5 protein-coding genes are annotated in these 4,867 nt (G+C 50.7%); all 5 read left to right on the forward strand.

The window, feature by feature from the left end:
- A partial coding sequence (locus J0895_RS21680; protein ID WP_207090075.1) for a HEAT repeat domain-containing protein occupies positions 1 to 484 on the forward strand: 484 nt, incomplete at its 5' end.
- Between the two features lie 868 nt (positions 485 to 1,352).
- A complete protein-coding gene (locus J0895_RS21685; protein ID WP_207090076.1) occupies positions 1,353 to 2,330 on the forward strand; it encodes a LysR family transcriptional regulator in 978 nt (325 codons plus the stop codon).
- A 114-nt stretch (positions 2,331 to 2,444) separates the two neighbouring features.
- On the forward strand, positions 2,445 to 3,548 hold the full coding sequence (locus J0895_RS21690; protein WP_207090077.1) for an anthranilate phosphoribosyltransferase family protein: 1,104 nt from the start codon (positions 2,445 to 2,447) through the stop codon (positions 3,546 to 3,548).
- 304 nt (positions 3,549 to 3,852) lie between these two features.
- A complete protein-coding gene (locus J0895_RS21695; protein ID WP_207090078.1) occupies positions 3,853 to 4,479 on the forward strand; it encodes a molybdenum cofactor guanylyltransferase in 627 nt (208 codons plus the stop codon).
- A 173-nt stretch (positions 4,480 to 4,652) separates the two neighbouring features.
- On the forward strand, positions 4,653 to 4,867 hold a 215-nt coding region (locus J0895_RS21700), incomplete at its 3' end, for a zinc ribbon domain-containing protein (RefSeq protein WP_422894345.1).

The following is a 4,867-nucleotide window of genomic DNA, read 5'->3' on the forward strand; positions in this document are numbered from 1 at the left end:
CTCCATCCCCTTACAAATTCATGCGGTTCGTGCCTTAGCTTGGATGGGAACTCCGGAAGCCTTGGAGTATTTAGAAAAAGCATTAGTCAGCCGCGAACAGAATGGCTTCAGTCCCGAAGTGATCGCAGAAATTGTCTCCCTACTAGGACGGATCGAAGTGCCACAGTTGAAGCCGAAAGCGGCGCAGATGCTGATCGAACGGTTAAACAGTAAGCCCAAAGTAAATGGGAAAGACTTGATCCGGAGGAAACAAGCGATCGCCTCGGCATTGGGTTATCTTGGACAAAAAACCAGTATAGAGCCACTGATTCAACTGTTAGCCACCTCTGAGGCTGGGGTCCGGTTTCATGCGATCGCCGCCCTGAAACAGATTGCGCCCGACGAAGCCTATCTGCAACTGCTGGACTTCTCCCGTCAACCCACTGCCAGTCCCTCTCTCCAACAAGGGGTGGCGATCGCTTTGGAAGAATGGGTAAAAAGTTAGGGAATTCTGACAAGGGGCGATCGGCCTTACAAGAGTAGGTTTTTTACGTTTATGGTGATTCGCATTAGGGAGTCCAAAAAAATAAATTATCCAAGTTCTGCGGTGAAAAACTTGACTCTTGAGCCTGCGTAGGCAGGCTTTGTCCGCAAGTGCCCCACCCTTGAGGACTGAAGTTGGTTAACGGGAGACCTAACCCCCCCACCCCCGGACCTCTGAGGTCCGGGGGAGAAAGACTTCAATTCCCCCCGGACCTGGCAGGGGAGGGGGGCAGGGGGGAGAGGTCAGATCGGTTTTTCGGCAAAATTGAGATGCTCCCTTTGGATATACCTGAAAATCCGGGTTTTTCTTAGGATATTCGTTTTCACTTTGAAGGATTTTATAAGTATTAAATCACTCCTAATATTTCTTGGAATCCTGGGGTCATTACGGTTGACCGCACCGAATCTAAATAACGACAATAGCGATGTTTTTATCGAGACATTCCGAACCCCTTTCACGTTTTGAATTACCCGAATTTTCAAAAAGTGAAATTGTCAAAATAAAGCCCGCAGGGGTGGGCTGATTCAACAGGGCCGATCAGCACCGGATTGGGAATGCGACTTTTTTGCCCCTAAAAACCTCACCCTTCTACATCTGATCCTCCCCCCTGACTCAAGTTGCAAGGTGAGGGGAGAGGACTGGGGTCTCACCCGGAAGAGTTTTTACGGGTCGGTCCCCTGGGGTTGTCCCGAACTCCTATGCAATTATTGCCCATATTAACCCAAGGATAGAGAAAATTCCTGAAAATCTGGTATCAATTTGTACGAAAAATTTGGGGGCTTTCAGGTAAGATAAAAAATGCGAAAAAATCTTATTTGTCTCTCCATATATGCGCCTAGAGCAGTTACAAGCTTTTATGGCAATTGCTGATACGGGTAGCTTCCAACAAGCGGCCCGTCGATGCGGGGTCACCCAATCTACAATTAGCCGTCAAATTCAGTCTCTGGAAGCAGAACTGGGTTTGCAGTTATTTCATCGCAGTGCCCAGGCAAAATTAACCTTGCCCGGAGAACGATTTTTCCCCCATGCCCGCAAAATTTGTCAGGAATGGCACACCGCAAAAGAGGAACTAAGCAATTTATTAGAAGGGAAACAACCGGAACTCTGTGTCGCTGCAATTCACTCGGTTTGTGCCTATTATTTACCGCCTATTTTACGGAAATTTTGTCGGCAGTATCCAGAGGTTCAGTTACGGGTGACGGCATTAGGGAGCGATCGCGCTTTAAAAGTCCTGAAAGATGGCCTCGTTGATTTGGCGATCGTTATGAATAACCGCCTCTTAACCTCTAGTGCAGAAATGGTGGTAGATATTCTCTACAATGAGTCCATTCAAGTGTTAATGGCAGCGAGTCATCCCCTGGCTCAATATGACCCCGTACCCTGGCAAGAATTAGCCCGCTATCCTCAAGTTGTCTTTAAAGATGGCTATGGAATGCAGCGGTTGGTTCAAGATATCTTTGCTAAATACAACCTGACTTTGCGTGCGGTGTTGGAGTTAAATACTCCCGATGCGTTTCGTGGGGTCGTCCAGGAGGGGGACATGGTGGCGCTGTTGCCTGAATCGGCCTTAGTTGAAGCCCGTTTCGACCCGAAACTTGCTATTCGATCTCTACCCCCGGCCTCTGAAATTGATTCCACTGCAAACTCCTCCTCATTGAACGGAATTTACCCGACTGTGCCTGGGGATTCGGGTTGGAATCGGCAAGTGGTGATTGTTACGACGAGCGATCGCCTCCAAATTCCCCCCATCCAACACTTTTGGCAACTGGTTCATGACTTTTTGCCGATCAAAGTGGCATCAGGTTAGGGTCGGGAATTTCTGCTGGTATTTCTCTGATGTTCATTTAAACTGATTCCGCACCCCCACCCCAGATTCCCCGGTTTTTTCCCTTTTATTCCCCCTTTATTCCCCCTCTCAATCATGAGTACAGCGTTCAGAGAATTTGTCAAGAAAGTCGGCAGTGGTCCCCACACCAGCCAAAACCTCTCCCGCACAGAAGCAGCCGAGGCAATGCGGATGATGCTTGTAGGTTCAGCGACCCCGGCACAAATCGGGGCATTTTTAATCGCTCACCGCATCAAGCGTCCGACGGGGGAAGAATTGGCGGGGATGCTGGATGCCTACGACGAAATCGGGCCAAAACTTGGAGCGATCGCCACCTCGTCCCCAGTAATGGTCTGGGGATGTCCCTACGATGGGCGATCGCGAACTGCACCCGTCACCGTCTTGAGTGCCATCCTCCTCGCCAGTTACGGTCAACCTGTACTCCTCCACGGCGGCGATCAAATGCCGACTAAATATGGCATCCCTTTTGTGGAAATTTGGGATGCCTTGGGGGTGAACTGGCGAACCCTCGACCTCAAACAACTCCAATCTGTCTTGCAAGCAACTGGAGTGGGATTTGTTTATCTTCCCAAACAGTTTCCCGAAGCGCAGAGTCTGGTTCCCTACCGGGAGCAATTGGGAAAACGACCCCCAGTAGCTACCTTAGAACTGATTTGGTCTCCCTACCCCGGCGATCGCCACCTCGTCGCTGGATTCGTCCATCCCCCCACCGAACTGATGTTTCGCAATGCTTTAGGATTACGCGGGGACACCCGCTTGACCACAGTCAAAGGATTAGAAGGCAGTTGCGATTTACCTCGCGAACGTACCGCTATTATCGGATATAGCAATCCCTCTGAGACTTCCCCCCCACCTGCGGTTTCCGACTCCGAGTCTCCCCATTGCGATCCCTTTGATCGCCTGCTTCTGCATCCTCGTGACTACGGATTTACCCCGGAAAATGTCCCGTTCCAATCCTCCGCATTCCCGGCCCAAATGCAGGGCGTTTTACGCGGTGAACCCAGCCAACTCATGGAGTCTGCGGTCTGGAGTGGGGGATTTTACCTCTGGCATTCTGGTGTTGCGGTAGACCTGATCAGCGGCATTGCTCAAGCGCGTGAAGGGTTTAAAAGCGGTCGAGTTGCTGCTAAACTCCAGGAAATTACTCAATCGGTGAGTTCGCGATCGGTCTTGGATTAACCCTTGCGGGTCCGGATGATACCAAATCCGGTTGTTAAAGACCTGTTTTCGTATAGCAGCCTGCGTAGGCAGGCTTCGTCATAGCCCCACCCTTGAGGACTGAAGTTGGTTAACGGGAGACCTAACCCCCCCACCCCCTTCCCTAAGAGGGAAGGGGGAGCCGGAAAGCCCCTCCCAGCAAAGATATTTATTCCTTATACCTCCCTCTCCTCTTAGGAGAGGGCCGGGGAGAGGTCTCTTTCTTGATTCGCCAACAGAGTCCTTGAGGGTTTCTCTTTCCCCTGTCCCAATGCCCTAGAAAACGATGAGCGAATCCATTCCCACCCATCCCCAACTCGCTGCCTTGGTCCTCGCTGGAGGCCAGAGTTCTCGCATGGGGGAAGATAAAGCCCAAATCCTCTGGGAGGGGAAGTCCCTACTCCAGCGCGTCTGTGAAGTGGCCTGCTACTGTACGCCCCAGGTTTATCTGATCACGCCTTGGCCGAAACGCTATGAGTCCATGCTGACTCCGGAATATCTCTCGGGAAGGACGGTACAGGCACTGCAAGAGACGGATCACCAACGGGGTCCTTTAGGGGCGGTTTTGGAGGGGTTGAGTCAGATTGAGGCGGAGTGGGTGTTGTTGTTAGCCTGTGATTTACCGTTATTAGATCCGGCGATCGTCCAACAGTGGGCTTCTCAATTACCCAATCTACCTCCGCAGAGTCTGGCTTTGGTTCCGCAGCAGGGAACGCTTTGGCATCCGATGTGTGGATTTTACCGGCGATCGGCTTTAGAACCGTTGCGGCAGTTTCTGGACGAAGGGGGGCGATCGTTTCAACGGTGGTTACCCGAGATTGGGGCGACTCCCCTGGAAGTCGGCACGGCAGAATTCCGGATGTTAAGAAATTTTAATATGCCTGGGGATTTGCACGCCCCTAACCCTGAGTAGCCTCCGGATTGTCGCCCTTGCGCGATCGCCGTCCGGTTTCGAGGGCTGGAGACAGAGTTTAAATTTCTGACTAAAGCTGTTTAAACTTACTTATTTTTTATGCTATTATAAGGTTATGAGCAAGTTTAGGATTGCCGAAGTCGCAAAAATTATGCAGAGGATCACCATCTACATTGTTTTTTGCTAGTCTTTATGATAGCCTCCGTCACCCGAACACAAAGATTGTTGAGGAGTTAAAAAAAGTCAGTTATGAGTTTCGTCGCCCGATTGAGTATAAATGCCAGTGGTATGGGAGCAAATTAACGCTGATTGACCCGTGGTATCCCAGTTCACAGATTTGTTCCAACTGCGGACACCGACAAAAAATGCCCCTGGACAAAAGGCAGTA

It is taken from the genome of Phormidium pseudopriestleyi FRX01, from assembly GCF_017313335.1.
In the GTDB taxonomy this organism is placed as follows: Bacteria; Cyanobacteriota; Cyanobacteriia; order Cyanobacteriales; family Laspinemataceae; genus Laspinema; species Laspinema pseudopriestleyi.

Excerpts from the sequence above, each read along its gene's own strand:
- J0895_RS21695 (WP_207090078.1), top strand. The coding sequence starts at position 3,853 with ATGAGCGAATCCATTCCCACCCATCCCCAACTCGCTGCCTTGGTCCTC.
- J0895_RS21690 (WP_207090077.1), top strand. The coding sequence starts at position 2,445 with ATGAGTACAGCGTTCAGAGAATTTGTCAAGAAAGTCGGCAGTGGTCCC.
- J0895_RS21685 (WP_207090076.1), top strand. The coding sequence starts at position 1,353 with ATGCGCCTAGAGCAGTTACAAGCTTTTATGGCAATTGCTGATACGGGT.